This is a genomic window from Patulibacter defluvii (assembly GCF_034096925.1).
Taxonomy (GTDB): domain Bacteria; phylum Actinomycetota; class Thermoleophilia; order Solirubrobacterales; family Solirubrobacteraceae; genus Patulibacter; species Patulibacter defluvii.
Genome location: NZ_JAWZSQ010000007.1, coordinates 1 through 25,178, shown reverse-complemented (window position 1 = coordinate 25,178; position 25,178 = coordinate 1). Strand labels below are relative to the sequence as shown.

Sequence of the window (25,178 nt, the reverse complement as noted above, 5' to 3'; positions counted from 1 at the left end):
GGCTCAGCCGCCGCGGCGACCGCGCAGCCGCCGGGCCGAGCGCAGCGCCAGCCGCATCTCGTCGTCGTCGGCGAAGCCGGGCGGCAGCGCGCTGCCACCGGGCCGCAGGCTGTCGAAGGCCAGCAGCGCGTAGCGCTCCCACAGCTCGGGCCGGCCGCCGTGGTTCAGCGGCGGCAGGCTGCGGGCGACGCCCATGATCAGCACGGTGACGTCGGCGGGGGAGACGTCGTCGCGGATCGCGCCCACCCGCTGCGCGTCGCGGACGACGCCGGCGACCGTCTCCGACAGCCGCCGCTGCAGCTCCAGCACCTGCGGATCGTCGGCGACGACATCGACCGCCTCGCCGAGCGCGCAGTCCTGGGAGAGGTGCGCGGCGACCGCCACCAGCATCCCGCGGAGGGTGGCGAGCGGCTCGCCGCGCTCGGCGATCACGTCGGCCAGGCGCACCTCGAACTGCTCCAGCCGCGCGATCGCGACCGCCGCGGCCAGGTGCTCCTTGGTCGGGAAGTTGCGGTAGACGGTGCCCTTGCCGACCCCGGCCAGGCGGGCGATCTCCGGCACCGGCGCGTCCAGTCCCTGCTCGGCGAAGACCAGCGTCGCGGCCTCGATCACCCGCGCGCGGTTGCGGACCGCGTCGCTGCGGCGCGGGCGGGCGTCGTCGCCGTCGGCGGCCGGACGCAGGAGGGGAGAGGCGGAGTCGTGGGGCATGGGCCGCGCTCCCGATCCTACGCGGGCCGGCCGTCAGCTCCGGCCGGCCGCCGCCAGCTCGGTCGCGGCCGCGGTCCGGCGGGCGGCCAGCCGCGGGATCAGGGCCGCGATCCCGCCGGCCAGCAGCGAGCCGATCGCCATCACGACGAAGGCGGTGGTGAAGCCGTCGTCGGTCGGCAGCGGGCTGCCGGCGACGACGCTGGCGGTCAGGATCGTGGCCGCGATCTGGGACCCGACCGAGGAGCCGACCGAGCGCATCACGGTGTTGAAGCCGGTCGCCTCGCCGGTCCGCTCGGCGGCGACCGCGTCGACGATCAGGTTCGGCATCGCGGCGAAGGCCAGGCCGATCCCGACCGCGGTCACGGCGTAGCCGAGCACGATCAGCGCGATCGTCGAGTGCAGCTCGGCCAGCATCAGCAGGCCGGCCGCGGCCAGCACGCCGCCGATCGCCAGCGGGACGTGGCTGCCGAGGCGGCCGCTCATCCGGCCCGAGATCGGCGCCGCGACCATCGCCACCAGCGCGCCGGGCACCATCACCAGGCCCGACTGGGTGGCGTCGAGCGCGAAGCCGTAGCCGGTCGCCTCGGGCGACTGCAGCATCTGCGGGATCAGGACGAAGGCGCCGAACATCCCGAAGCCGACCAGCACCGTGGCCAGGTTGGTCAGCAGCACCCGCGGCTGGCGGAGGGTCGGGATGTGGGCGATCGGCTCGGCCGTCCGCCGCTGGAGCGCGACCCAGCCGGCGAGGATCGCGACCCCGGCGGCGATCATCCCCAGCACCCGCGCGCTGCCCCAGCCCCAGTCGTTGGCGTTCGAGATCGCCAGCAGCGGCAGCACGATCCCGACGCCGAAGACGAGCGCGCCGGCGTAGTCGACCTTGCCCGGGATCCGGACCGGCGACTCGGGCACGCCGAGGTAGGAGCCGGCCGCGCCGACGACGCCGAGGCCGGCGCCGACCCAGAAGATCCAGTGGTAGCTGGCGTGGTCGAGCAGCAGGCCGCCGGTGACCAGGCCGAGCGCGCCGCCGATCGCCAGCACGGCCGAGATCATCCCGATCCCGACGGCGACCTTCTCCTGCGGCAGCTCGTCGCGGATGATCGCGAAGCAGAGCGGGAAGATGCCGCCGCCGACGCCCTGCAGGACGCGGCCGGCGATCACCACGCCGACGCTGCTGCCGAGCGCCGAGACGACCGAGCCGAGGGTGAAGAAGGCGAGCGCGACGATCAGCAGCCGCCGCTTGCCGAACATGTCGCCGAGCCGGCCGACGACCGGCGTCGCGACCGCGGCGGCCAGCAGGTAGGCGGTGACCGTCCAGGTGGCGCCGCTGGCGGTCGTGTGCAGCTCCTCCTGGAGGGTGCCGAGGGCCGGGACGACCATCGTCTGGCTGAGCGAGAAAGCGAGCGCGGCCAGGCCGAGGATCGCGATCACGCGGGTCGGGTGCATCGGCGCGCGTGGCGCGGGGGGAGCGGCGGGCATGGCGGGGGTCCAGTCGGGGAGAAGCGAGAGGGCGAGTCGGGGAACGGCGCCCGAGATGAAGCGGACCCATGGGTCCATTTCGTTCGTCCGTCGATCCTAGGACGATGCAAGTGGACCGTCAAGTCCGCTTCCTCGTCGTGTGCCCGGTCGCACGGGACGGGGTACACTCGCGCTCCCCCCGGAGATTGGAGCGTGTCCGTGTCTCGTCCCTCGTGGTCCGGCGCCGCGGTCGCGGTCGCCCTGCTGGCCCTGCTCGGACCAGCGGCGGCCCCCGCCGACGCCACTGCCGCGTCCGCCAAGCGGGCGACCGTCGAGCTGCGGATCAGCGGGCTCCCGAAGGGCGAGCGGCCGCGCGGGCGGCTGACCGGGCCCGGCGTCCGCCGCGCGGTCCGATCGAACCGGCTGACGCTGCGGCGGGTCCGGGCCGGCCGTTACCGGCTGACGCTCTCGCCGGTCACCCTCCGCAAGGCCCGGCGGGGGATGCGCCGCGGGGCCCGCGCGCTGCCGGCGACGCGGACGGTCGCGGTCCGCGTGAAGGCGGGCAAGCGGGCGCGGATCGCGGGTCGCTACGGCACGGTCGTCAGCGCCAACGTCGTCGCCGCGCCGGCGCGGGTCCAGCGGATCGTCGGCGACCCGCGCAACCCGTCGGAGCTGGTGCTGCCGCGCTCGTCGCGCTACCGGGTCGGCGGCTACCTGACCTCGGGGCCGACGGCGGCGCTGCCGGCGGGGCTGATCTCGCGGATCACCACGGTCCGTCGCAGCGCGCGCAGCGTCCGGGTCGGCGTGACCCGGGTGCTGGTGACCGAGGTGATCCCGCAGCACAGCGGCGGCGTGCGGCTGTCGCCGACCCAGCCGGACGTGGCGAAGAGCCGGGCGGCGCTCGGCGGCCACGCGCGCCGGATCGAGGGGATCGACCTCTCGACCAGCGGCAACGCGGTCGCCCGCGACACGGCGGCGGTGATGGACCAGCTGCCCTGCCGGTTCGACACGGCGCTCAACGGCTCGCCGCTGTCGATCCCGGTCCTGAAGCCGTTCTTCGACGGGCCGACGATCGCCTCGTGGGACTGGAGCGCCTTCTCCGGCGCGGTTCAGGTCCGCGGGTCGCTCGGCCGGCTGGGCATGGAGTGGCACGTGCCCGAGGGCCTGACCGGCTCCTGCTCGGAGTCGGAGGGCTTCGCGCGGACCTTCGTCGTGCTGGTGGCGGGGGTGCCGCTGCCGATGTTCGTCGGGATGCGGGCCGAGGCCGGGCTCGGGGTCAGCTCGGCCGACGGCCCCTCGACCGGCCAGATCGGCGGACGGATCGACTACGACTTCGACAGCTCGCGGGCGAGCGACAAGCTGCGGCTGACGGCGTCGCCGCTGGAGCGGCCGGACAACAGCCTCAAGCTCAACGCCAACGCCACGGCCGGCGTCTACCTGGAGTTCGGGATCGGCTTTCCCGACGTGGCCAACCTGCGGGTCGAGATCGGGCCCGAGGTCAAGGTCGTCTCGCGCACCAACGACTACACGAAGCCGGGACCGGAGCTGTGCGAGCTGACGGTCGAGCGATCGGCGCGGCTGGTGGCCGAGATGTTCGTCAAGACCTACACGCTGGACGCGAAGCTGGAGCCGTTCTTCGGGCCCTACGAGCTGTCGGCGTGCAGCACCACCGAGCCGATCATCGGCGAGTGGAAGTCGGACGAGAACGAGGGCACGGTGCGGATCGAGGCGGCCGGCGAGGGCCAGTTCCGGATGGTGGCGCTGGAGGACCTCGACACCGACGGCCTCGGCAAGTGCATCTGGCTGCGGGAGGGGCAGAGCCGGGCGATCACCGGTGGCTGGGGCAGCTACACGGCGTCGTTCGAGTGGGTCGACACTGCGAAGGACTGCCAGCAGGTCGACGTCGACCCGAACGGCACGATGACGATCAGCCCCTACGGCCGCAACAGCCTGCGCTGGTGCGGGAAGACCCCGCGGCGCTCGTCCTGCGAGAGCTGGACCAGGATCCGGCCGCCGGTGACGCCGACGCCGTGAGCGGGCGCGCTACGATGGGGAGACCCCAGCGATTGGGGTCACCCGAGGGGACGACAGGCTTCGACGCGGTCGTTCGCGGGGGTGATTGCGAGTCGAGGTACCGGAGGCCTCGTAAAACCCCGGCAAAAACCATACGTGCGGACTCCCACGAGTTCGCCCTCGCGGCCTAGCAACAACTAGTCCCTGAGGTCTCGGGCCCTGCTCGCCGGCGGCGGGGGTCCCCGGGATCATTCAGCCGGATCACCCGGGTTCGACGCCCTCGCGGACTCGGGGACATCACAGGAGGGCTGGCATCCCGGACGTGGGTCGGCGAGACCGACGGGGTGCGAGATCCAGACCAGCCGACTACGCTCGTAGACGTCGCCCTTTGCGCGGTCGTGGACGCGGGTTCGACTCCCGCCGTCTCCACCTCGAAGGAGCAAGCCGGCGCCCCGGATCGGGGCGCCGGTTCGCGTTTCGGGGGCGGTCTCGCGCCGCCCGAGCCCTCAGCCGTCCAGCTCCAGCTGCTCGATCGGCTCGGCGACCGGCTCGAGGAAGCGGAGCACGCTGCGGGTGTCGGCGTCGAGGTCGACCAGCTCGAGCGGGACCCAGCCGGCGGCGAGCTGGGCCATCGCGTCGTCGATCGCGTCGTCCTCGATCCGGGCGCCGCGGAGGGCGTGGACGTCGGCGGCGCGGGTCAGCAGGCAGTAGCGCTCGCCGTCCCAGTGGCGGTCCTCGACGGCGACGCCGTGGTGGTCGGCCAGCCGCCGGAGGGCGGCGGCGCGGACCGGCAGGCGGTCGTCGAGCGGGAGGAAGCGGCGGCGGTCGAAGGCGGTCGCGGCCCGTCCGGGGGCGTCGAACGGCAACGCCTCGTCGGGGTCGAGGCCGGCGGCGAGCAGGTGCGCGGCGACGATGGTGACGGCCGACGCGGTAGCGTCCGGGATTGTCATGGGAGTCCGACCCTCCTGTGGCCTGCCCCCGGACCGTTCCTGCGGTGCCGGGGGCGCTGTGGTTTGGTGGGGAGATGGACCATAGGGTGGGGGGCGGACGACTGGGGCGGGGCGGGACGGGTCAGCGGCCGAGGGCGATCTGGAGCCGCCCGCGGCGGTCGCTGCGGACGGCGTAGTCGACCGCCTGCAGGTCGCGGTCGGTGGGGGAGCTGCGGGGCGGTTCGGGCGCCAGGCGGACGGTCAGCGGACCGCTGGCGCGCAGGCGGCCGCTCGGCCAGGCCAGGCTGTGGCGGTCGGCGGTCCGCGGCGCCGGCAGGTAGAGCCGCCCGCGTACGACCGCTCCCGGCCGGGTCCGCAGGCGCAGCAGCAGCCGGCGCCGCCGGCGGTCGACGGCGATCGTCAGACGGGCGCCGCGGCAGCGGAGGGCGGTCGCGCCGATCGCCCGCCAGCGGCAGCCGTCGGGGGTCGGCCAGAGCCCGCGCGCGGGACCGGTCTTCGGCCGCGCCGGCAGCAGCGCGTGCCAGCGGCCCCCGCGGTCGCGGACCTGGACCGCCTGCAGGCCCGGCTGGTAGCGCAGGTCGAGGTGGCTAGGGCGCAGCGTCGCCGCCCACCAGACGTCGCCGCGGCGGCCGGTCACCGCGCCCGAGCCGCGGCGGTCGTCCGTCTCGCCCTCGCCCGTCGCCGACGGCGGACCGCCGCGGAGGGCCGGCTGGCCGTCGAGCGCGTCGGCGGCGTCGTTCAGCAGCGCCACGGTCAGGCCGCCGTAGATCACCGTGTTCGCGTAGCGGTCGATGCCGCTGGCGTCGTCGCCGATCCGCAGCACCGGTGCGATCGCCAGGTAGCCGTCGGGCCGCACCCCGTGGGCCCGCAGCAGCCGCCGCCAGGCGGCGTGGGTCAGGCCACGACCGGCCCCGTCGCGACGGTCGGCGCCGACCACCATCGCCGCCGCCAGCGTCCAGCTCAGCTCGGCCGAGCGGCCGCTCCAGGCGACGGTGCCGTCGGGGGCCGCCATCGCCAGCAGGTAGCGCCCGACCGCGGCCCGCAGCCGTCGCAGCGCGGGCGGTCCGCCGGCGGGCGCGGCACGGCCGACGTCGCGCAGCATCACCGCCGACAGGGCCGAGTAGGCGAGCGGGTTCGAGGGTGGGTCGGAGAGCGCCCGCGCCGACCCGGCAGTCCAGCGGCCGCGAGCCGCCGGCGCCGCGGCGCGGGCGACCAGCCGCTCGATCGTGGCCTGCCGCCGGCGGCGGGCTGGCGTGGCGGGGAAGCGGCCGGCGCGCTGGGCGATCGCGCGCGCGGCCAGCTCGACGAGCTTCCAGTTGTTGTAGCGGCCGGGGTCGATCCAGGCCGGCGACGGTCGCTGGTCGGGCGCGGTCAGCGGCGGGTCGTCGAGGTAGCCGGCGAGCGCCGGCGCGGTCGCCCGCCAGGCCGGGTCGTCGGCCAGCCGCGCGCTGCCCCAGGCGTAGGCCTTCGCCACCAGCCACTGGTCGAAGGGCGTCGCGTGGCGGCGGTCGGCCGACAGCCGCAGCGCGTGGAGGGCGCGGTCGAGCAGCTCGCGGTCGCCGCGGCGGACCGCCGCGCGGAGCCCGGCGTAGCCGAACGCGGCCGGCCCGTAGTAGCCGATGTGGTTGCCGCCGAGCGGGTCGCGCGGGCGGCCGTCGGCGTCGATCGTGGCCAGGGCGGTGGCGGTGAGCTGGTCGGCCAGGGCCCGGATCTCGCCGGGCCGGACGCCGCCCCCGGGCGGGCCGGGTGCCGCCGTCGAGGCACCCGGCAGGAGGACGCCCACCGCGACGGCGACGGCCGTCGCACGGGCCACGAGGGCCAGGAGCGTGCGCATTCGCTCGCGAGCGTCCGATCGGTCAGCGGCCGGGCCGGGACCTCACGAGCACTGCAGGACGTAGCGGGGGATGTACCCGTCGGTCGGGAACGACGTCGACGCGTGGCCGTAGGCCCAGTCGACGCTCCAGTTCCACTCGCGGTCCCGATGCATCCGGAACTGGGTGCCCGGCGAGAGCAGCAGGAAGCCGGGGTTGTAGGGGCTGGGCGTGGTCCGCATCCAGTGGTCCCAGCCGTCGCCGGGCTTGACGATGCAGAGCGGGCCGTCGCTGCCGCCGGCCTGGGCCGAACCGGCACCGACCCCGCCGGCCAGCACGGCGGCGGTGACGAGGGTGAGCAGGGTGTTGCGCGTGCGACGCACGAAGGGTCCTCCTGGGTTCAGGTCTCCGGACAGGGGTGATCGCCCGCTCCGGTCCGGACGCCGCGAGCGGGGTGTGGGGCAGTCGGTGGGCGCGGCTCAGCGAGCGCGCGCGGGGACCGGGGCGGCCGGCGGGCGGGTCAGCCGCCCCGGTCCCGGTACTCGTCGCGCAGCCATTGGCGGCGGCCCGGGGCACGGCGGTAGCCGCGCGACGAGAACCACCGCTCGGGCCGGTGCTCGCGGGCCTGGACCCGGGCGCGCCGCGCGTGCTTCAGCTCGCGGCTATAGGGGCTGTCGAGGCCGTTGCGGGTGACGACGGTGGTCACCAGCCAGTGGTCGCGCCGCGGGTGGTGGGGCCGTCCGCGGATCAGCAGCAGCGCGACGTCGTCGCCGATCACGAGGAAGGCGTCGTGGCGGCGGTCGCGGTCGGGGGCGGGACGCAGCCAGGGCGGCGGCTCGGTGGTGAAGCGGCCGTGGCGGGCGATCTCGACCAGGTAGGCACGGGCGTCGTCGATCGCGCCGCGGATCTCGGCGGGGATCGCGTCGTCGGGGATCGAGGGCACCGGCGAGCGCGGCGACCAGGCCAGCGCGCGGGGGTCCTGGCGCAGGCGGCGGGCGCACTGGATCGCCGCGTGGGCCGACACCTGGCGCGGTGCGATCCCGCTGAACGGCAGGCCGTGGGCTCCGTCCTCGGTGTTGGTCGAGACGCTCACGGAAGCGATCATCAGCGAGAACAGGGATGCAGTCAAGTTCGAGCGTCACAGCACCGGAACCGTGATCGTGTCGGGAACTCACTGGCGTTCCTCCGCTCGCTCCCGCCACACCGCGAGCGATCGTCACGAACGTGTCTCGTGATCGCCGACGACGATCGGCCGCGACCGGGGTTCCCTCCGGCGGCCCGATCGCGGAAACTGCCCGGTGATGGCGTCGTCCCGCACTCCCTTCACGGCAGCCCTCGTCCGCGCCCGCGAGGCCGTGGACCTGACCCAGGAGCAGGTCGCCGCCTGGATCGGCGTCTCGGGCGTCACCTACCGCCGCTGGGAGAACGGCCAGGGCGAGCCCGGCGCCAGCCAGGTGGTGACGCTGGCGATCGCGCTCGGCACGACCCCGGGCGACCTGCTGGCCGGGATCCCGCCGGCCGCCGGCGCCGGGCTGCTGCAGCGGCTGCTCGACCTCGAGGCCGAGGTCGCCGCGCTCCGCCAGCGGCTCGACGGCGACGGCTGAGCAGCGCTCGCCGTCGCCCGATTTGCCGCCGTGGCGACGCTCCCGTAGGCTCGCCCTCGGGTGATGGGCGACGGGTTGGGGGGAGGACGGCAGCGGCGCACGCGCGTGCGCTCGCGCGGACCACTGGTCGGCGCGCTGGTCGCCGCCCTCGCCCTCGGCGGCCTCGGCGGCGCGACCGCCCGATCAGCCGCCGCGCCGTCGCCGCGCGCGCTGCTGGAGGCGGTCCCGCGCGACCCGCTCCACGTCCGCTACGGGGCCAAGGACACGGGCCGCCGGCAGCTGGCCGGGCTCGACGTCGTCGCCGACCCGATCGGCGTCGGCTACCTGGGCGTCTACTTCTGGCCGCACGGACCGGGGGCGACCGACTACACGGTCAGCGTCGGCGCCTCGACCGACCTGATCAACTGGCGCCGGATCACCGATCTCGACGTCGACGGCGGCAACATGCCGACGATCCGCAGCCTCCCCGGCGGCGGCTTCCTGGTCGCCTACGAGGACTACACCGCGCTCGAGCGGGGCAGCGGCAAGAGCCAGATCCGCGTCCGCTACTACCCGGGCCGCGAGCAGCTGCTGCGCAACCGCTGGGCGATGGAGCAGCTGCTGCCGCGGACGCTCTCGCCGACCAACGAGGGCACGCCGAGCATCGAGGGGATCGCCTGGAGCGGGCGGCCGGAGACCTCGGTGCTGCGGATCGGCTTCCACTACAACGCCGGTGCCCGCGGCGTCGACCGCCAGGCCGAGGGCTACCTGCGCGGCTTCCGCGACTGGCGGGCGACGAGCGACGCCGCGACCGGCCGGCGGCTGCGGCAGGCCGGGTTCCTGGCCAGCCACGGCAAGCGCTCGCACCTGGAGCTGGCCGGCGGTCGCTGGGACGTGGTCGAGGCGCAGCGGCTGCCCGGCAGCTTCGGCGCCTGGTCGCTGGCGCTCGAGGACCTGACGACCGGGACCACCGAGGGCATGACGCTGAACGGCTGGTTCGGGCCGCTGACCTCGGTCGGGGTGCCGACGGTCAAGGTCCTGCCCGGGCCGCTGCGGCTCGGCCGGGTGCTGTTCGTCTCCGCCTACGTCTTCAGCGGCAAGCTGGTCGGGCCGCTCGTCTACTACCGCTCGCTGCCCGCCGGCTGGTGAGCGGCGCGCTCACGGGTTCCGCCAGCGACCGCCGGCGGGGGCGGCTATAGGCTGCGGGCCATGCCCGAGCGCAGCGAGGTCACGTTCCCCTCCGGCGGCGCCCAGTGCGCGGCCTACCTGTACCGGCCGGACGGCGACGGCCCGCACCCCGCGGTGGTGATGGCGCACGGCTTCAGCGCCACCCGCGAGGAGCGGCTGCCGGCCTACGCCGAGCGCTTCGCCGCCGCCGGCTTCGTGGTCCTGGCCTTCGACTACCGCCACTTCGGCGCCAGCGAGGGCGAGCCGCGGCAGCTGCTCGACATCGGCAAGCAGCACGACGACTACCGGGCGGCGCTCGCCTACGTGCGCGGGCTCGACGGGGTCGACCGCGAGCGGATCGCGCTCTGGGGCAGCTCGTTCAGCGGCGGCCACGTGGTGGCGGTGGCGGCCGGCGACCCGGCGATCGCGGCGGTCGTCTCGCAGGCGCCCTACGCCGACTCGATCCCGACCCTCCGAGAGGTGCCGCTGCGCAACCTGCTGGGCCTGACCGTCGCCGGGCTCCGCGACCAGGCCGGGGCGCTGCTCGGCCGCGACGCCCACCGGATCCCGGCCGTCGGCGCGCCGGGCACCTTCGCGGTGATGACCGCGCCCGAGGCCGAGCCGGGCTTCCAGGCGATCCAGGGGGAGGGGACCCGCTGGCAGAACGCGGTCGCCGGCCGGATCGCGCTGACGATGCCGCTCTACCGGCCGATCCGGCGGGCGCCGAAGGTCCAGGCGCCGCTGCTGGTCTGCATCTGCGACGAGGACCAGACGACCCCGCCCGGCGCGGCCGCCAAGATGGCCGCGGCCGCCCCCCGCGGCGAGGCGATCCACTACCCGATCGGCCACTTCGACATCTACGTCGGCGATGCCTTCGAGCGGGTCGTCGCCGACCAGCTGGCCTTCCTCCAGCGCCACCTGGGGTAGCGCCCGCCGGCCTGCCCGCCCTCAGGCGAGCACCGCCCGGCCGATGATCTCCTTCATCACCTCGTTGGCGCCGGCGTAGATCCGGGTCACCCGGCCGTCGGCCCAGGCGCGCGCGATCGGGGTCTCGACCATGTAGCCGTAGCCGCCGTGCAGCTGGACGCAGCGGTCGAGCACCCGGGTCTGCATCTCGGTCGTCCACAGCTTCACCTGGGCGGCCTCCTCGACGGTCAGCTCGCCGTCGTTGAGGGCCACGGTGCAGCGGTCGAGGAAGGTCCGCGCGACGTCGACCTCGGTCCGGCAGTCGGCCAGCGCGTGGCGGGTGGTCTGGAAGTCGGCGATCGTCTGGCCGAAGGCCTCGCGCTGCTTGACGTACTCGATCGTCCAGTCGAGCCCGGCGCTGGCCGACGACCACGCGTCCCAGGCCACCGACAGCCGCTCCTGGGCGAGGCTGGCGACCAGGTAGCCGAAGCCCTTGCCCTCCTCGCCGAGCAGGTTCTCGACCGGCACCAGGGCGTCGCTGAAGAACAGCTCGGCGGTGTCCTGCCCGTGGAGGCCGACCTTCTCCAGGTTGCGGCCGCGCTCGAAGCCGGGCGTGTCGCGCTCGATCCCGATCAGGCTGATCCCGCGGTGGCGCTGGGTCGGGTCGGTCTTGACGGCGGTCATCACCAGGTCGGCGTTGATGCCGTTGGTGATGAAGGTCTTGGCGCCGTTGACCACGTAGTGCTCGCCGTCGCGGCGGGCGGTGGTGGCCAGCCGACCGAGGTCGGAGCCGATCCCCGGCTCGGTCATCCCGATCGCCGTCACGATCCGGCCGCTGACCATCCCCGGCAGCCAGCGCTGCTTCTGCTCCTCATTCGTGTAGTGCAGGAAGTAGGGCAGGCAGACGTCGTTGTGGAGCATCACGCCGATCCCGAACCCGGTCAGCCCGAGCCGCATCAGCTCCTCGTGCTGGACCGCGTTGAAGCGGAAGTCGTCGACCCCGGCGCCGCCGTACTCCTCCGGCACCGACATGCAGAGGAAGCCGTTCTCGCCGGCCGCCTCGTAGATCTCGTGGGGGACGATCCCGGCCGCGTCCCACTCGCGGTCGTGGGGCGCGACCTCGCGCTCGAGGAAGGTCCGGAAGCTGTGCCGGAACTCCTCGTGCTCGTCCTCGAACAGGGTCCTCTTCATCGTCGTGCGCTCCTCCGGTGGCGGCGCCGCGAGTGTGACAGGCCACGGCCCCGGCTGGCCAGCCGACCAAGCCGGCCCGGAGCCGGCCGCGGTCGGGTACCGTGCCGGGGCATGGGGGCGTCGGGCGGGCGATCACGGATCGGCGGAGGCGCACGCCTGCGGGCGGCGCTGGTCGCGCTGCTCGCGGCGGCGATCGGCGGGCTGCCGGTCGCGACCGCCGAGGCCCAGCAACCGGCCCCGGTCCCGGAACCGCGGGCGACCCTCGGCGGCGTCGACTACGGGGTCAACACGCTCGAGCTGGTCCACGCGATCCAGCAGCGGGACATCACCGAGAGCGAGCGGATGATGGACCGGATCCGCGACATGCGGCTGACCACCGCCCGCGTCACGCTCAGCTGGGCGGCGACCGAGCCGCGGCGCGGCCAGCACGACCCCGGCCTGCTCGACACGCTCGTCGGCGGCCTCGCCAAGCGCGGGGTCCGGGTCCAGTTCGTGCTCGACTCGTGGCCGCCGTGGGCCGGCCCGCCCGGCTGCCGCCACGGCGACGTCAGCTACGGCCAACCCGACCTCGGCGCGCTGCGCTCGTTCGTGCGCTGGGTCGCCGATCGCTACGCCGCCGGCGGCAGCTTCTGGCGCGCCCACGGCAAGCTCGACCAGGGGCTGGCCCCGCAGTGGCTCGAGGTCGGCAACGAGACCAACGACCCCTCGCGCTGGTGCGGCCCGGTCGACGCGGCCGCCTACGCGCGGATGCTCGACGCCGCCCTCGACGCGCTCCACGGCCGCACGCCGTCGCTGCGGGTCGCCTTCGCCGGGCCGTCGAACCACTGGCTCGACCGCGAGACCGATCCGCGGCGGGTGCTGGCGATCCAGCACTTCCTGCGGGCGGTCGCGGCGGCCGACCGGACGGTCCTCGGCCGGCTCGACGGCTTCGGGCTCCATCCCTACGGCGGCCACGGCGTGGCCGGCTCGGGCGAGGCGGTGCTCGGCGACGTCGTCGCCTACCGCCAGTTGCTGCTGGCGCTCGGGATCCCGCCGTGGGTGCCGATCCTGGCCACCGAGACCGGGGTCACGACGCCGCCCGGGTTCATCGACGGGGTCTTCCGCGACCACGGCTCGCAGGAGTCGGCGCGGGCCGCGATGGTCCGTCGCGGCGCCGAGCTGGGCAGCCGCAACGACTGCAACGTGCCGGTCTGGCAGGTCCACACGCTCTACACCTCGAACGCGGTGCCGCCGCGCGACCTGACGGTGCCGGAGGACGCCTACCAGCGGCTGGTGCGGGAGGAGTTCTACGGCCTGCTGTGGGGACCGGAGACCGCCTTCGCCCTCAAGCCGACCGCGGTCGCCTACCGCGACTTCGTGGTCCGCGCCAGCACGGTCGCGCGGCAGCCGCACTGCCTGGCCGCGCTGCGTCGCGACGGCAGCGCCGCGACGCTTCGGGCCGCGCACCCCGACTGGTTCCGCGCCGACGGCTCGCTGCAGACCGAGGAGCCGGCGGCGGCCGTCGTCCGGAGCGCCGAGGAGGAGGCCCAGGCCGTCGCCCGGATCCGCTCGCGGACGCTGCGGCTGCCGCGCCGCTCGTCGTCGATCCGGCTCTCGGTCCGCTGCCTCGGCCGCTGCCGGGCGACGATCCGCGACGCCCGCCGCAAGCGGATCGCGACCCGCGTCGGCACCTGCGGGGCGCTCCGCTGCCGGATCAGCGTGCGGCTCTCGGCGCGGGCCGAGCGGCGGTTGCGTGGCGCCGCCCGCACGCGGGTCTCGGTGCGGGTCGCCGACGGCCCCTGGCTGCGGGCCCAGGTCCGTCCGCAGCGCTAGCCGTAAGGGCTAGGGAGGTTGTTTCGGTCAGGTGCCGGGGTCGCGTCGAGGCCCGGCAGGGCCGGAGGTCGACCGTTCAGCGCGGCGTGGGGTCGTCGGCGGTCGTAGGAAGCAGCTACCCCGGGAGCGCGGGAACGCTCACTCAAGGAGCCGTAGATCGGCCCGTGGGCCCAGCCGTTGAGCCTCGTGCGGATGAAACCGTGTTGGTCTGCGGGTGATACGCCGGGCGAGCGGCTGCAACGGCAAGCTCTTGCGGAGCCTCGCCCGAGTTCGAATGCGCAGTGTTCCTGCTGCACCACGAGCGCAAGGGATACGTGTACGTCGAGAATCTCGACGCGGGAACGCTGGGGGGTCCGCTATTCGCTGTGGAAGGCCACCCGAGAGGGTCGAAACAGGCTCCGAACCACTTGCCAGGCCGTCCGTCTGGCGAAAGATTCGAACGGATGTCGGACACGTATCGCTATGTGGTCGTCCTTCTGGACTGCTCTTTGGAGCGGTCGCCACTGGAGCGACCTGAAGATTCGGCGGCCACCAGACGCCCACTTCGACTCTTGGCCGTTTCCGGTCTGTTTCTTGAATCCGTGTGCAGGTCGTCTGGAACCGGACGGGCGTTGCTAGTCTGCGGCCATGAATACCAGGAACAGGCGCGTAGCTGTTCTCGCGTCAGCTCTGGCGCTGACCGTGTCGATCCCTGCCGTCGCTGGGGCGGCGACGTACGTGTACTGGCCTCCTGGGGGCAGCGACACGTCCGGAGCGTTTCTCTACGCAGGGCGCGAGGAGCAAGGGCCCAGGCGCAGCCTCAGGAAGAACTCGGCCCGCTCGCTCGACGGGTACACCGTGTGCATCGAGACGTACGTGAACAAGACCGGAGCACCGATTCAGAACCGGTGCAGCAGCACGCTTGCGTACCGCGACGATCTCTGCGGCTGCCGGCTGTACGACCCAGCTGTTCGCGCCCCCGGTTCCGGCGGCGGAGTCGTCGCCCGAGCCCGCGAAGACTGGTAGCCGACTGAACGTGACGAGGACTGATCGCATGAAGTTCAAGATTCGGCGCTCTGTCGCCATCCCGACCGCCGCGGCGGTCATCACGGCAGCAGTCGTGGGTACGGCCGGTGTGATCGGCAACGACGACGCTCCCGATCGCGGCCCGGCTGCTGTGGCGCTGTCGGCAGGCGCTCCGGCCTCGGCCGACCAGATCCAGCGGTTGCGCGCGGTTCCCGAGAGCGTCGCCTACAAGCCGACGTTCGACGACGCGCGGAGCGTTCCGAACCCGACCGGAAAGGGTGCTGACTGGGTCGTCGTCCCGGCTGGGGATGGCGGGGCCTGCTTGGCGGCGCCTGAGGGAATCACCTGCGGCGATGGCCACGACATCAAGACCGGCCGCTTCGGCTTCACGGCGACGGATGTCGGCGACCTGACGGCCGACCAACTCGCCGCCAACCGGGAGGCGCTCGCAGACGAGAAGCCGGTGCCGTTCAACGCGGGCACCATCGGCGGTCTGACCGAGAAGTTTGGCCTTGCTCCCGACGGCGTGACAGAGGTCGTGTCGATCGACGCCGGCGGCGGCGAGACCGGCCGTGCGAAGGTCCAGAACGGGGTCTACAAGATCTCTGTGGGCAAGGTCGATGGCCGCTCCGGTGCCCGCAAGCTCCGTCTGCTGACCTCGACCGGCGAGGTCGCCGCCGAGGTCGAGTTGCAGGTTCTCTAGCTACCGTGGAGGTTCATTCGGGTGTCCCTTCGTGGACTGAGTGCTTCGCAACTCTCAGCCTCTACGAACGGGACACCCGGATGAAACAACCTCCGTGGGAACTACAGCTAGAGCGCGAAGCCCGGCTCGCCGCCCAGCTCGACCGGGCGGCCGATCGGGTCGTCGCCGAGCAGGGTCGCGATCGTGGCCGCGTCGCCGGTCTTGGCGAACGCCCGCCGCTCGCCGTCGCGGGCGACGACGGTGCCGAAGTTCGGCTGGCCCTCGCGGTCGTAGCTGGCGGTGAAGCTCTCGACCGTCCAGCGGCCGCTGGGGTCCTCGACGATCGACCGCCGCGGCCCGGCGTCGACCGTCGCCTGGACGTCGTGGTGGGCGTAGGGGCGGGCCGGCGGCCGGGCCGAGAGCAGCGCCAGCCCGTGCTTGGTCATGTACCAGCCGACGGCGCTGGCCAGCGCCAGCGCGTCGGGCTGCTCGCGCGCGCGGTCGACCAGCGTGGCCAGCGAGTGGGTCACGTAGTTGTTGGCCGGCCCGCCGAAGAAGACCAGCCCGCCGGTGACGGTCAGCGGCCGGGCCGGGTCGTCGACCGCGAAGCCCAGCTCGCGGGCGCCGATCTGGACCGCGCACGGGAAGCAGGAGTAGAGGTCGACCAGCGCGACGTCGTCGGCGTCGATCCCGGCGTGGCCGAAGACCGCCGCGCCGTTGGCGGCGATCGCCGGCGAGCGGTGCAGCTGGTCGCGCTCGCCGACCAGCCAGTGGTCGGCGGCGCCGGCCGTGGCGTGGACGAAGACCCAGCGGTCGCGGGGGATCCCCGCCGCCTCGGCCGCGCCGGCGCTGGTCAGCAGCAGCGCCGCCGACTGGTCGACGGTGATGTTGGCCACCATGCACTTCAGGTACGGGTCGCTGATCGGGCGGTTGCCGGCCTCGGGCGAGGCGACCTGCTCGGCGCTCATCGGCGTCGTCGACCAGGCGTTCGGGTGGCCGGCGGCGACCTCGCTGTAGCGCGACCACCAGGAGCCGATCCAGGCCTGCTGCTCGGCGGTCGTGCGGCCGGCCTCGTGGCGCAGTGCGTGCTCGAAGACCGGGTAGTAGTTGGCCGGCACGACCAGCCCGGCGGCCAGCTCGGCCGGGTGCGACGGCGGCGCGTCGTGGCCGACGACGCGGGTCGGGGCGGTGCCGTCGGGCTGGGTCGGCCAGCCGGTCTGGCCGCCGCTGGCCATCGCGCTGCGGAAGACGCTGACCACCTCGCCACCGACCAGCAGCGCGCGGTCGAGCTGGCCGTCGGCGATCCGCGAGGCCAGGTCGCCGAGCAGCGCGATCGGCCCGTTGCCGCCGATCACCGAGCGGACGGTCTCGCGCGGGGAGAGCCCCAGCTCGGTCGCCACCAGCGTGCCCGGGTCGGGGATCGGCCACGAGAAGACGTCGACCACGGCCACGCTCTCGACCCCGGCCAGCAGCGCGTCGCCGCCCGGGCCGGCGTCGGCGGCGGCCCGGCGCGCGGCCTCGACCATCAGGTCGAGCGGCGACGTCGGGTCCGCGCCGGGCCGGTGGGTGACCTGGCCGGTGCCGACGAGGACGGGGGTGCGCGGGTCGACGGTGCTCACGGCGCGGATCATGCCAGAGTGAGAGGTGGCACCTCCTACTTCTGGTTGGCCGTGCGCGGGGCCGGCGCCCTCGCCGGCAGCAGGCCGCGGACGGCCCGCCCGACCCACGTCTGCTGCTGGGCGTTCCAGAGCCGCGAGGAGTGGCCGCCGGGGTAGACCGCGAACCGGTGCGGCACCTCCAGCCGCCGCAGGTCGTCGGCGAAGCGGCGGTTCTCGCGCAGCAGCGCCCGGTCGCGGTCGCCGATGTAGAACTCGAGCGTCACCCGCCCGTCGCGCCGGATCTCGGCCGGCAGGTCGGCCAGCAGGGTGTGGGCGTCGGCCCGGCGGTCGGCGCTGGCGCTGCCCAGGTGGATCCGCCGGCCGCGCTCGTCGGTCGGGAAGAAGTAGCCGCTCCAGGCCTGGATCACCGAGAACAGCTGCGGGTTGTGGAGCCCGATCAGGGTCGCGCCGTAGCCGCCGGCCGAGAGGCCCATGATCGCCCGCGCGCGGCGGTCGGCGATCGTCCGGAAGCGGTGGTCGATCAGCGGCACCAGCTCGTCGGCGACCGCCGACTCCCAGTCGCGGCCCGGCCCGTGGTCGAGCCACTCCGGGTCGCGCTCGCCGGCCCGCGCGCCCTGGGCTCCGACGACGATCGCCGGCCGGCCGGCGCGGACCGCCGCGCGGCCGATCAGCCCGACCCGCTGGTTGCGGTACGAGCGGGCCGTCGCCGGCAGCCCGTGGAGGAAGTAGACGACCGGGTAGCGGCGGCGGCCGTGGGCGTAGCCGGGCGGCAGGAAGACGCGGTAGCGGACGCTGCCGCGGAGCGCCGTCGAGCGGTAGCTGCCGTCGACGATCGTGCCGGGCGCCGCCGCCGTCGCGCTGCGGGCGCCGGCGGTCCCGCAGCCGGCGAGGGTCAGCGCGAGCGCGACGAGGACCAGCGGGCGAACGGTCATCCGGGGGCTCCTTCGGGGAGGGTGAGCACGAACCGCGCGCCGGGCGCGTCGCCGTCGAGGGTCAGCTCGCCGCCGATCGACCGGGCCAGCTCGCGGGCGATCGCGAGCCCCAGGCCGAAGCCCTCGCCGGCCTCGCGACCGCGCGCGAAGCGGACGAAGATCGCCTCGCGCTGGTCGGCCGGGACGCCGGGGCCGTCGTCGGCGACGGCCAGCGCGGGGGAGGACGGGGTGGCACCGACGGTGACCCGGATCGCGGCCCCGGGCGCGTGGCGGAGGGCGTTGTCGAGCAGGATCCGGACGATCTGGGCGACGGCCCCGGGATCGCCCTCGACCCACCGCTCGCCGCCGATCGTCAGCACCAGCTCGCGGCCGGCGTCGGCCACCCGGGCGTCGAACTCGGCCACCACCGAGCGCACGACCTCGTCGACCTGGACCGGCTCGCGGCGCGGCGGCAGGCCGGCGTCGACCCGGCTCAGCTGCAGCAGCTGGTCGGCCAGGGTCGACAGCCGCTCGGTCTGGGTCTCGGCCCGCTGCGCCTGCTCGCGGGCGTCGGCCAGCGCCGGCGGCTCGGCGTCGAGGTCGCCGCGCAGCATGTCGAGCATCAGCCGCAGCGACGAGAGCGGGGTCCGCAGCTCGTGCGAGGCGGTGGCGACGAACGCCTTCCGCGCCTCCTCCTGCTCGCGCAGCCGCTGCTGCATCGCCGCGAACGCGCGCCCGAGGTCGGCGACCTCGTCGCTGCCGCCGACCTCGGGCATCTCGGCCGCCGGCCCGTCGCGCGCGACCCGCAGCGCGGTCGCCCGCAGCCGCCGCAGCCGGCGGACGATCCGGCCGGCCAGCAGCGTGCCGACCAGCAGCGCCCCGACCAGCCCGGCGATTCCGGCCAGCACCACCGCCCGGCCGACGACCGCGGCCGCGTTGTCGATGCTGCGCAGCGACTGGGTGGCCTGGACGACGACCACGTGGCCGTCGCGGAGCCGGACGGCGAGCGCGGCCAGCGCCTCGGGCGGGTGGCGGTCCTGGCGGGTGCGGGTGCGGACGCCGGGCGAGCGGAGCGCGGCGGCGATCAGGTCGCGGTCGGCGTCCTCCGCGCCCTCGCCGACCGCCAGCGGCCGGCCGCGCTCGTCGAAGAGCGCGATCTCGGCCAGCGTCCGCCGCCGCAGCGAGCGGATCGCCCGCCGCAGCGGCTGCTCGCGCGGGGGCCGGACCGCGGTCTCGCCCACCCGTCCGGCGGCCGGGGCGGGCGGTCGCAGGTCGGCCGCCCGCAGCGGGGCCAGCGCCCCGCGGCCGTCGCGCAGCTCGTGCGAGAGCGTCCGGACCGCGTCGGCCCGCAGCCGTGCGTCGAGCGGCGACAGCAGCGTGACCGCGGCGACGGCGAGGGTCAGCGCGGCGACGCCGACCAGGACCGCGACGAACCGCCCCCGCAGCCCCAGCCGCATCGGTCAGACCTCGCCGACCCGGTAGCCGACGCCGCGCACGGTCAGGATCAGCCGCGGCGCGCTCGGGGTCTGCTCCAGCTTCTCGCGCAGGTGGCGGACGTGGACGTCGATCGCGCGCGGGTCCCGGTAGGCCGAGTCGCCCCAGATCATCCGCAGCAGCTCCTGGCGGCCGTGGACCCGCTGGCGGTCGGCGACCAGCGCGTGGAGGACGGAGAACTCGGAGAAGGTCAGCGTCACCGGCTGGCCGTCGCGGCGGACCTCGCGGCGGCCGACGTCGATCGTCACCGGTCCCAGCTCCAGCAGCGGCTCCTCGCGGGCCGGCACCGCCCGCCGCAGCAGCGCCCGGATCCGGCTCCGCAGCTCGGCCGGGCGGAACGGCTTGATCACGTAGTCGTCGGCGCCCGCCTCCAGCCCCTGGACCGCGTCGGCCTCGCTGTCGAGCGCCGTCAGCATGATCACCGGGGTGTCGTCGCGCTGGTCGCGGAGCCGCCGGCAGACCTCGTAGCCGCTCGGGCTGCGGGGGCCGAGGGCGACGTCGAGCAGGACCACGTCGTAGCGCTGCTCGGCGAGCCGCCGCAGCGCCTCGTCGCCGTCCGCGACCGCCGCCACCCGGTGGCCCTCGCGCTCGAACGACTGCCGCAGCGCCTCGCGCAGCGCGGCCTCGTCGTCGCAGACCAGGATCTCGAGCGTCTCTCCGGCCATCGCGCTCACGGTAGCGCCGGTCCCTGCCCGGCCAGCTCGCGGGCGGCCGGCAGCAGTCGCGACGGGGCCGGCGCGAGCACCCAGCCGGCGACCGCGACCGTCACCAGGCCGACGATCCGCAGCGCGGCCAGCAGCGGCGTCTGGCCCAGCGGCTCGGCGAACGCGGCCAGCCCGCCGACCACCGCGACGAGGCTGGTGGCGGTCGCCATCAGCGCGATCACCGGCAGCGGCCGGCCGCTCTGGAGCCCGCGCTGGAAGCAGAAGAAGGCGGCCGCGGTCAGCGCCACCAGCGCCGCCGCCCAGGGGGAGACCAGCGCCGGCAGCAGCCCGTCGTGGGCGGCCGCCCCGCAGACCGCCTTGGTGGCGGCGTCGGCGGCACCGTAGAAGACCCCGGCGGCGACCCCGAGCAGCTGCGGCCGGCGGCCGCCGGCGGGCAGCGCCAGCAGCGCGCCGGCGGCCAGCGAGGCGCCGACCAGCAGCGGCAGCAGCTGCTCGTGGTCGGCCGTCCGCGCCCCCGGATCGCGGGTGCCGACGGCCAGCAGCGCCAGCCCGACGGCGATCGCCGGCACCGCCGCCCGTTCGCGCGCGGCCAGCGGCCGGCCGGTCACCCGGGCGGCCAGCGGCACCACCAGCGCCAGGCCGCCGCCGGCGAACGCCTGGGCGACCGAGAGCGGCGCCAGCGCCAGCGCGGCGACGAACAGCGCCCAGCCGAGGGTGCCGGTCGCCGTCCCCAGCAGCCAGACCCGCGACCGCAGCAGCCCGGCCAACGTCCGCAGCGGCCGCCGGACGTCGACCGGCGGCGCGTCGCGGCCGCCGCGGTGCTGGATCAGGTAGCCGGCGTTGAGGGCCAGCGAGGCCAGCAGCGCCAGCAGCGCGCCGGGGACGATCGCGCCGCTCATCGGCCCGCCATCCGCTCGCTCGCCCAGCGCAGCATCGTCGGCACCATCGGCCGCCAGACCGCCCAGTCGTGGCGGCCGGGGACGATCCGGACCGTGGTCGCGATCCCGGCCCGCCGCAGGCTCCGCACGAAGCGCGGGATCTGGGCGCTGTCGGGGTCGACGTCGCCGCCGTAGACGTAGGCCCGCAGTGGCAGCCGCGGCCGCGCGCCGACCGGGGCCGCGGCCAGCTCGTCGACCGGGCTGGCGGCGCGGAGGGTGGCGGCGTCGGCGCCGGCGAAGCTGTACTGCCGCTGCTGCCGGAAGTACCCCGACCACGACTCGAACGCGCCGAAGATCCGCGGGTGGGCGAGCGTCAGCTGGATCGCCCCGTAGGCGCCCATCGAGTAGCCGCCGATCACCCGGTGGGCGCGGTTCGCGATCGTCGGGAAGCGGCGGTCGACGTCGTGGACCACGTCGAGCACCAGCGACCCGTAGCGGCCGTGCGGGGTGTCGGCCCACTCGGTGTCGTCGCGCCAGGTGCCGTCGCGGCCGTCGGGCACGACGATCAGCAGCGGCCGGATCCGGTGGTGGGCGAGGGCCACGTCGGCGTCGACCCCGACCCGGCCGGCGTTGAAGTACAGCTCCGGGTTGCCGGGGTTGCCGTGCAGCAGGTAGAGGACGCCGAACCGCATCCCGCGGGCCACGTCGCGCCGGTAGCCGGCGGGCAGGTAGACGTCGTAGGAGCGCCGCTTCCCGAGCGCCGCCGAGCGGAAGCCGACCCGCAGCAGCCGGCCCGCGGGCACGCCGGCGGGGTCCTTCGGGGGCGGGAAGCCGCGGTACTGTGCGTAGCCTTGGCCGTACCGGAACACGCCGAGCGCTCCGAGCGCGATCCACAGCACGACCGTCCCGCGGACGAGCCGCCGGTTCATCGCCTCGGCTCCGGTCGGCGGGCGGCCGGCGCGCTGGCCGCGCTCGCGGTCGTCGCCGCCGGCGTCGGCTGGCTGTATCTGATCCGCGAGAGCGGGCTGCTGGCCCTCGGCCCGCGGGTGCGCGGGGCGCTGCCGCTCCAGCAGCTGGCCCACGACGACGCCCAGCCGCTCGCGCGGCTGCTGCTCGCGTGGCTGCCGGCGGGGCTCGCGGGCGCGCTGGTGGTCGCGGCCCGGACCCGGGTCGCGGCGGCGCTGCAGCTGGCGGCGATCGCCTGGCTGCTGCTGTTCGTCAGCGGCGCGCTCTCGGACGCGATCGCCGACAGCACCCCGGTCGCCGACCACCTCGGCGACCAGCTGACGCGGCCCGGCACGCTGGTCGCGGTCGGCCTCATCGCGGCAGCAGCGCTGCTCGTGCCGCCCGCGGCGCGCCGCGGTGGCGCGGGGCGGGGCTGAGCGCGCGGGTCGCCTCGGCGCCCGGCAGGTGCTGCTCGGCCTGCAGCACCCGCAGGCCGGCCAGCGCCGGCGAGGCGTGGCGCGGCAGCACCAGGTGGCGCGGCTCCCAGGTCGGGCCGAACTTGTCGCAGAAGGTCACCAGCCGGTCGAGCTGGAAGCGGTCGCCGGTCCGCCGCAGCGCCGCCCGCGCCAGCCGCGCGCGGGGGCCGCGGGCGCGGGTCGGGTCGAGCAGCTGCGAGAAGCCGGCGAAATTCAGCGAGACGCGGGCGATCCCCTGCTCGGCGGCGAACAGCAGGACGGTGGCGATCATCGCGTCGGTGAGCCCGTTCGGGCTCGGGCCGATCCGCCGCTGGACGTCGAGCGAGAGCCCGTCGTGGAAGGGCGCCATCCGCAGCGCGGCCCGCAGCTCGCCTGCCGGGTCGCGGGCCAGGACGAAGGTCGCGCGGGCGTCGTCGAGCGTCCCGTGCAGCCGCCCGCTGGTCATCGCGAAGCCGCAGATCCGCGGCTGCTCGGCCCGCCACGCCTGCTCCAGCCGGTGCAGCTCGGCCGCCGCCGGGCCGAGCGCGGCGCCGGCGACGCAGTCGAGCGACCAGCCGTGGCGGCGCTGGCGCGAGAGCGCGTGGCGGACGGCCTTCATCCGCTGGCCGCGGAGGCCGAAGGAGCGGCTGTCGACGACCGCCTCCTCGCCGACGCAGATCGTCCGCAGCCCCTGCTCCCGGTAGCCGTCGAGGTGGCGGTCGGCGGCGCCGTGGACGACGGTCCGCAGCCGCTGCTCGCGGGCCCGCTCGGCGAAGTCGGCCAGCAGCTCCGGGGCCCGCCCGCCGGCGGCCACCGGGTCGCCGCCGACGACCGCCGTGCGGCCGGCGATCCGGTAGGCGAGGACCCCGTCGGCGGCCACGTGCAGCGCCCGCCGCTCGCCGAGCACGAAGGGGGCGAGCGCGTCGTCGCCGTGGGCCGCGACCAGCGCGGCGGCGCGGCGGCGGTCGCTGACGGCGGCGCGGCCGGCGCGGTGCTCGGCGCCGTCCTCGGGGGCCTCGACGGGGCGGCCCGGCAGCAGGATCGTGGACATGCCGCGAGCTTGTCCCGCCGCCGGTTGCGCCCGGGCAGGCGCCGGATTGGGATCGCGTTAAGCGCCTCAGCCGGTCAGCCGCTCCTGCTCCAGGTCGAGGTCGCGCTGAATCCGGTGCATCACCGCGTCGCTGATGCAGCCGGTCGTGCGCAGCTCCAGCAGCGCCCGCCGCTCGAGGTCGAGCAGGTCGCTGCGGAAGGCGACGAAGCGCGCGTTGCCGGCCTCCAGCCGCTCGTTCGCCTCGCCCCGCCGCTGGGCGTCGTGGCGCTCCTGGCGGAAGCGGTACTGGGTCCGGAAGCGGTTGGCCAGCGGCTCGGGCACCGCGTAGTCGGCGACCACGTCGTCGAAGCGGTCGAGCACCGCGTCGGCCATCGCGGCGCGGGCCATCGCCTCCTCGTCGGCGTCGCCGTCGTCGCTGTCGCGCAGGCCCAGCCGGGTCAGCAGCCGCGGCAGCGTCAGGCCCTGGAGCAGCAGCGTGGTGAGGATCGCGACGTAGGCGATGAGGACGATCCGGTCGCGGTCGTGGAAGGGGCTGCCGTCGTCGAGCGCCACCGGCACCGCCAGCGCGGTCGCCAGCGAGACCGCGCCGCGCATCCCGGTCCAGGCGATCACCACCGCCTCGCGGCCGCTGCCGACCGGGCGCAGCTCGCGCAGCCGCGGCAGCAGCCGCTCGATCAGCTCGCCGAGCCCGATCCAGGCGATCCGCACCAGCATCACCACGCCCGCGACCAGCAGCCCCTGGAGGACCAGCTCGACGGTCGGCTCGTCCGCCTCCCGCAGCTGGTCGACGACCGTCGGCAGCTGCATCCCGATCAGGGCGAAGAGCGCGGCGTTGGCCATGAACTGCAGCACCTCCCAGACCGCGAACGCCTGCAGCCGGTAGGTGGGGGTGACGAGCCACGGCGAGCGCCAGCCGAGCCAGATCCCCGAGGTGACCGCGGCGACGACGGCCGAGACCCCGGCCGCCTCGGCCGGCAGGTAGGCCAGGTAGGGGGTCAGCAGCGAGATCGCGATCTCGGTCGTGGTGTCGTGGATCCGCCGCCGGACCGCCACGATCGCGGCGCCGACCGCGATCCCGATCGCCAGCCCGCCGGCGACGCCGACGACGAAGCTGAGGCCGGCCTCCCAGATCGAGAACGTGCCCGAGGTGACCGCCAGGACGGCGAACTTGTAGATGATCAGCGCGCTCGAGTCGTTGATCAGCGATTCGCCCTCGACGATCGTCACCACCCGCCGCGGCGCGCCGAGCCGCTGGGCGATCGCCGTCGCCGCGACCGGGTCGGTGGGGGAGAGGACCGCGCCGAGCACGAACGCCGCCGCCCACGGCAGCCCGATCGCCACGTGCGCGACCACCGCCACGGCGACGGCGCTGACCAGCACCAGCCCGATCGCCAGCGTCGCGATCGGCTTCGCCTGCGCCCGCAGGTCGCGCAGCGAGCTGAAGAACGCCGCCGCGTAGAGCAGGATCGGCAGGAAGACGATCAGCACCAGCTCGGGGCTCATCTCGACCCGCGGCGCGCCCGGGATCAGCGCCAGCAGCCCGCCGCCGACGACCAGCAGCAGCGGGTAGGGGATCCGGCCGGCCTGGGCGAGCACCAGCAGCGCGCCGATCGCCAGCAGCACCGCCGCGAGCTGCAGGTGCTCCGCGGACGCGCCGCCGCTGGCCAGGAGGGTCGCCATCGGCGGTCCAATCTACGCGGCCGGGGGTGGCGGGCCGGTGATGGTGGGGTGGGGGCGGAGACGGGGGCGAACGTCACACGCCAGCGCGGCCCGACCCGCCGTGCGACGTTGACCACCGCCAGCGGCTGGCTTCGTCGCATGGCCGGCGCGGGGGTTCCGGGTGTGTGACGTTCGCCCCCGCCGCCCGCCGCCCGCCG

At 75.4% G+C, this 25,178-nt stretch carries 22 protein-coding genes and 1 other RNA gene; 8 read left to right on the top strand and 15 right to left on the bottom strand.

Annotation, left to right across the window (positions count from 1 at the left end):
• Positions 1-3 precede the first annotated feature (3 nt).
• Together SH587_RS09210 and SH587_RS09205 are read right to left on the bottom strand one after the other, a co-directional pair.
• On the bottom strand, positions 4-708 hold the full coding sequence (locus SH587_RS09210) for a TetR/AcrR family transcriptional regulator (protein WP_320670300.1): 705 nt from the start codon (positions 706-708) through the stop codon (positions 4-6).
• 33 nt (positions 709-741) lie between these two features.
• Positions 742-2,184: an MFS transporter gene (locus tag SH587_RS09205; protein WP_320670299.1), complete on the bottom strand. Its 1,443-nt coding sequence runs from the start codon at positions 2,182-2,184 to the stop codon at positions 742-744.
• Positions 2,185-2,382: 198 nt separating this feature from the next.
• Between SH587_RS09205 and SH587_RS09200 the strand changes: the two genes are divergently transcribed.
• Both SH587_RS09200 and ssrA read left to right on the top strand, forming a co-directional pair.
• Positions 2,383-4,197, top strand: coding sequence for a hypothetical protein (locus SH587_RS09200; RefSeq protein ID WP_320670298.1), 1,815 nt, complete (start codon positions 2,383-2,385; stop codon positions 4,195-4,197).
• A gap of 46 nt (positions 4,198-4,243) precedes the next feature.
• Positions 4,244-4,608, top strand: a transfer-messenger RNA (tmRNA) gene (gene ssrA, locus SH587_RS09195).
• 74 nt (positions 4,609-4,682) lie between these two features.
• On the opposite strand, the gene SH587_RS09190 is transcribed toward ssrA, so the two are convergent.
• From SH587_RS09190 to SH587_RS09175, 4 genes are all read right to left on the bottom strand, one after another.
• The gene (locus SH587_RS09190) at positions 4,683-5,126 is read right to left on the bottom strand and encodes a hypothetical protein (RefSeq protein ID WP_320670297.1); all 444 of its coding nucleotides are present in this window, start codon (positions 5,124-5,126) and stop codon (positions 4,683-4,685) included.
• A 121-nt stretch (positions 5,127-5,247) separates the two neighbouring features.
• Positions 5,248-6,960, bottom strand: a complete 1,713-nt coding sequence (locus SH587_RS09185) for an NACHT domain-containing protein (protein ID WP_320670296.1) — start codon at positions 6,958-6,960, stop codon at positions 5,248-5,250.
• 42 nt (positions 6,961-7,002) lie between these two features.
• Positions 7,003-7,320 (bottom strand): hypothetical protein, encoded by a 318-nt coding sequence (locus SH587_RS09180; RefSeq protein ID WP_320670295.1) that lies wholly within the window; start codon positions 7,318-7,320, stop codon positions 7,003-7,005.
• A gap of 137 nt (positions 7,321-7,457) precedes the next feature.
• Entirely contained in the window at positions 7,458-8,030 is a 573-nt protein-coding gene (locus SH587_RS09175) for a hypothetical protein (protein WP_320670294.1), read from the bottom strand.
• A 208-nt stretch (positions 8,031-8,238) separates the two neighbouring features.
• Here SH587_RS09175 and SH587_RS09170 point away from each other — a divergent pair, with 208 nt between their 5' ends.
• The 3 genes from SH587_RS09170 to SH587_RS09160 all read left to right on the top strand — a co-directional run bounded on the left by SH587_RS09170 (position 8,239) and on the right by SH587_RS09160 (position 10,614).
• Positions 8,239-8,541: a helix-turn-helix domain-containing protein gene (locus SH587_RS09170; RefSeq protein WP_320670293.1), complete on the top strand. Its 303-nt coding sequence runs from the start codon at positions 8,239-8,241 to the stop codon at positions 8,539-8,541.
• Between the two features lie 105 nt (positions 8,542-8,646).
• Complete coding sequence (locus SH587_RS09165; protein WP_320670292.1) at positions 8,647-9,669, top strand: hypothetical protein; 1,023 nt, start codon at positions 8,647-8,649, stop codon at positions 9,667-9,669.
• A gap of 60 nt (positions 9,670-9,729) precedes the next feature.
• Positions 9,730-10,614, top strand: a complete 885-nt coding sequence (locus SH587_RS09160) for an alpha/beta hydrolase (RefSeq protein WP_320670291.1) — start codon at positions 9,730-9,732, stop codon at positions 10,612-10,614.
• Positions 10,615-10,635: 21 nt separating this feature from the next.
• On the opposite strand, the gene SH587_RS09155 is transcribed toward SH587_RS09160, so the two are convergent.
• On the bottom strand, positions 10,636-11,784 hold the full coding sequence (locus tag SH587_RS09155; protein WP_320670290.1) for an acyl-CoA dehydrogenase family protein: 1,149 nt from the start codon (positions 11,782-11,784) through the stop codon (positions 10,636-10,638).
• A gap of 111 nt (positions 11,785-11,895) precedes the next feature.
• On the opposite strand from SH587_RS09155, the gene SH587_RS09150 reads away from it, so the two are divergent.
• Positions 11,896-13,596, top strand: a complete 1,701-nt coding sequence (locus SH587_RS09150; RefSeq protein WP_320670289.1) for a hypothetical protein — start codon at positions 11,896-11,898, stop codon at positions 13,594-13,596.
• Between the two features lie 1,033 nt (positions 13,597-14,629).
• Entirely contained in the window at positions 14,630-15,304 is a 675-nt protein-coding gene (locus tag SH587_RS09145) for a hypothetical protein (protein WP_320670288.1), read from the top strand.
• Positions 15,305-15,411: 107 nt separating this feature from the next.
• On the opposite strand, the gene SH587_RS09140 is transcribed toward SH587_RS09145, so the two are convergent.
• The 6 genes from SH587_RS09140 to SH587_RS09115 are packed head-to-tail and all read right to left on the bottom strand — an operon-like array spanning position 15,412 to position 21,653.
• Entirely contained in the window at positions 15,412-16,902 is a 1,491-nt protein-coding gene (locus SH587_RS09140; RefSeq protein ID WP_320670287.1) for an acetyl-CoA acetyltransferase, read from the bottom strand.
• Positions 16,903-16,937: 35 nt separating this feature from the next.
• Entirely contained in the window at positions 16,938-17,834 is an 897-nt protein-coding gene (locus SH587_RS09135) for an alpha/beta hydrolase (RefSeq protein ID WP_320670286.1), read from the bottom strand.
• Complete coding sequence (locus SH587_RS09130; protein WP_320670285.1) at positions 17,831-19,270, bottom strand: sensor histidine kinase; 1,440 nt, start codon at positions 19,268-19,270, stop codon at positions 17,831-17,833. Before SH587_RS09130 ends, SH587_RS09135 begins: the two co-directional genes overlap by 4 nt.
• 3 nt (positions 19,271-19,273) lie before the next feature.
• Complete coding sequence (locus tag SH587_RS09125; RefSeq protein ID WP_320670284.1) at positions 19,274-19,972, bottom strand: response regulator; 699 nt, start codon at positions 19,970-19,972, stop codon at positions 19,274-19,276.
• Positions 19,973-19,977: 5 nt separating this feature from the next.
• Entirely contained in the window at positions 19,978-20,871 is an 894-nt protein-coding gene (locus SH587_RS09120) for a hypothetical protein (RefSeq protein ID WP_320670283.1), read from the bottom strand.
• A complete protein-coding gene (locus SH587_RS09115) occupies positions 20,868-21,653 on the bottom strand; it encodes an alpha/beta hydrolase (protein WP_320670282.1) in 786 nt (261 codons plus the stop codon). The genes SH587_RS09120 and SH587_RS09115 overlap by 4 nt, the downstream gene beginning before the upstream one ends.
• Positions 21,654-21,701: 48 nt before the next feature.
• On the opposite strand from SH587_RS09115, the gene SH587_RS09110 reads away from it, so the two are divergent.
• Entirely contained in the window at positions 21,702-22,232 is a 531-nt protein-coding gene (locus tag SH587_RS09110) for a hypothetical protein (protein WP_320670281.1), read from the top strand.
• On the opposite strand, the gene SH587_RS09105 is transcribed toward SH587_RS09110, so the two are convergent.
• Positions 22,168-23,301, bottom strand: a complete 1,134-nt coding sequence (locus tag SH587_RS09105) for a phosphatidylglycerol lysyltransferase domain-containing protein (protein ID WP_320670280.1) — start codon at positions 23,299-23,301, stop codon at positions 22,168-22,170. The genes SH587_RS09110 and SH587_RS09105 overlap by 65 nt on opposite strands.
• Before the next feature lie 66 nt (positions 23,302-23,367).
• Positions 23,368-24,981: a Na+/H+ antiporter gene (locus tag SH587_RS09100; RefSeq protein WP_320670279.1), complete on the bottom strand. Its 1,614-nt coding sequence runs from the start codon at positions 24,979-24,981 to the stop codon at positions 23,368-23,370.
• Positions 24,982-25,178 lie beyond the last annotated feature (197 nt).

Bases quoted from the DNA above. Each gene is read 5' to 3' on its own strand.
- SH587_RS09210 (WP_320670300.1), bottom strand. From the start codon at position 708: ATGCCCCACGACTCCGCCTCTCCCCTCCTGCGTCCGGCCGCCGACGGC.
- SH587_RS09205 (WP_320670299.1), bottom strand. From the start codon at position 2,184: ATGCCCGCCGCTCCCCCCGCGCCACGCGCGCCGATGCACCCGACCCGC.
- SH587_RS09190 (WP_320670297.1), bottom strand. From the start codon at position 5,126: ATGACAATCCCGGACGCTACCGCGTCGGCCGTCACCATCGTCGCCGCG.
- SH587_RS09185 (WP_320670296.1), bottom strand. From the start codon at position 6,960: ATGCGCACGCTCCTGGCCCTCGTGGCCCGTGCGACGGCCGTCGCCGTC.
- SH587_RS09170 (WP_320670293.1), top strand. From the start codon at position 8,239: ATGGCGTCGTCCCGCACTCCCTTCACGGCAGCCCTCGTCCGCGCCCGC.
- SH587_RS09160 (WP_320670291.1), top strand. From the start codon at position 9,730: ATGCCCGAGCGCAGCGAGGTCACGTTCCCCTCCGGCGGCGCCCAGTGC.
- SH587_RS09155 (WP_320670290.1), bottom strand. From the start codon at position 11,784: ATGAAGAGGACCCTGTTCGAGGACGAGCACGAGGAGTTCCGGCACAGC.
- SH587_RS09150 (WP_320670289.1), top strand. From the start codon at position 11,896: ATGGGGGCGTCGGGCGGGCGATCACGGATCGGCGGAGGCGCACGCCTG.
- SH587_RS09145 (WP_320670288.1), top strand. From the start codon at position 14,630: ATGAAGTTCAAGATTCGGCGCTCTGTCGCCATCCCGACCGCCGCGGCG.
- SH587_RS09135 (WP_320670286.1), bottom strand. From the start codon at position 17,834: ATGACCGTTCGCCCGCTGGTCCTCGTCGCGCTCGCGCTGACCCTCGCC.
- SH587_RS09130 (WP_320670285.1), bottom strand. From the start codon at position 19,270: ATGCGGCTGGGGCTGCGGGGGCGGTTCGTCGCGGTCCTGGTCGGCGTC.
- SH587_RS09125 (WP_320670284.1), bottom strand. From the start codon at position 19,972: ATGGCCGGAGAGACGCTCGAGATCCTGGTCTGCGACGACGAGGCCGCG.
- SH587_RS09120 (WP_320670283.1), bottom strand. From the start codon at position 20,871: ATGAGCGGCGCGATCGTCCCCGGCGCGCTGCTGGCGCTGCTGGCCTCG.
- SH587_RS09105 (WP_320670280.1), bottom strand. From the start codon at position 23,301: ATGTCCACGATCCTGCTGCCGGGCCGCCCCGTCGAGGCCCCCGAGGAC.
- SH587_RS09100 (WP_320670279.1), bottom strand. From the start codon at position 24,981: ATGGCGACCCTCCTGGCCAGCGGCGGCGCGTCCGCGGAGCACCTGCAG.